General features: G+C 26.3%; 1 protein-coding gene. It reads left to right on the top strand.

The window, feature by feature from the left end:
• The first annotated feature begins 150 nt into the window (after positions 1 to 150).
• On the top strand, positions 151 to 633 hold the full coding sequence (locus tag HMPREF1552_RS07980; RefSeq protein WP_021744646.1) for an SH3 domain-containing protein: 483 nt from the start codon (positions 151 to 153) through the stop codon (positions 631 to 633).
• Positions 634 to 1192 lie beyond the last annotated feature (559 nt).

The raw sequence follows: 1192 nt of genomic DNA on the forward strand, positions 1-1192 counted from the left end.
AAATAGTTTAAAATATTCATGCGTTTGTCGTGATCCTGCAAAGTTTTCACTTGGCAAAATCAAAAAAATAGGTTATAATACAATTGAAGAAAACATATGTTACATAAAATTGATAAATATAAATTTATATTATTTAAGGAGTGATTTTTTATGAAAAAGTTTGTACTAAAGAAAATGTTTCTAGTTTCAATTCTATCTATGGGTCTTAGTGCCATTTCAATGGGAGCGGCATTTATAACATCGTCAAAAGATAATGCGATTAATATAAGACAGTCTGCCAATACAGATTCTAAAGTTGTTGAAACCATTACAAATGGTCATATACTTGAAAGTAATGAAAAATCTGGTGAATGGCATAAAGTAACATATTATAACAATGATATTAAAAAATCATTTACTGGTTACGTGCATAACAGTCAATTAAAAGAAATTGTAGGAAAATTAACTATAACTTCGAGCGAAGGATACAGTAATATAAGAGAAAAACCAACAACAAAATCTACGATAAAAACAAGATTAAAAACAGGACAAACTGTTTACGCAATAAGCAAAACAGACGATGATTGGTATTATATTAGATATAACGGAAATCAATATGGATATATTTATAGTAATCAAGTAAGTAAAAAATAAATTTAAAATAGTTTAGAAATGATTAATTATAAAATAAAAAATAGCAGGGAGTATTATATACAATCCTGCTATTTTTTTGTAATGTAAGGGCATCAGACACCATGCCCTTTTTCGCAATAATAATTATTTTGACATGTATAACTGGCTACTACTTAGAGATAATGGCAAAACGTTCTACGAACTACCCCGCTTAACGCAAAACTTTCTTATAAAGAAAAAATAGAACTCGCTTCGTAAAACTACGCTCACTTTCACAAACAAGAGTTATTTTAACATAAATAAGTTTTATCATTATAAAAATTATGTCGAAAGAAATACATATTTGTATTTAGTTATTTTTTCTTTAACAAAATTTTGCTTATTTAATATTTTCCAAATGTAAAAGCCTAAAATTTAAAGATAATAATCTTTATAATTTAATATAGAATGTCGTGATTTTTTTGGAATAATAACGACTAAACACATTTATGTGTTTCTTTCGCCAGAACCTTTATAGCAAATATATTTTATAGAGTTTTTCTAATATTTATTTGCGAAAGTGAGTGTTAGCGAGTTTCGT

This window comes from Leptotrichia sp. oral taxon 879 str. F0557, assembly GCF_000469385.1.
Taxonomy (GTDB): Bacteria; Fusobacteriota; Fusobacteriia; order Fusobacteriales; family Leptotrichiaceae; genus Leptotrichia; species Leptotrichia mesophila.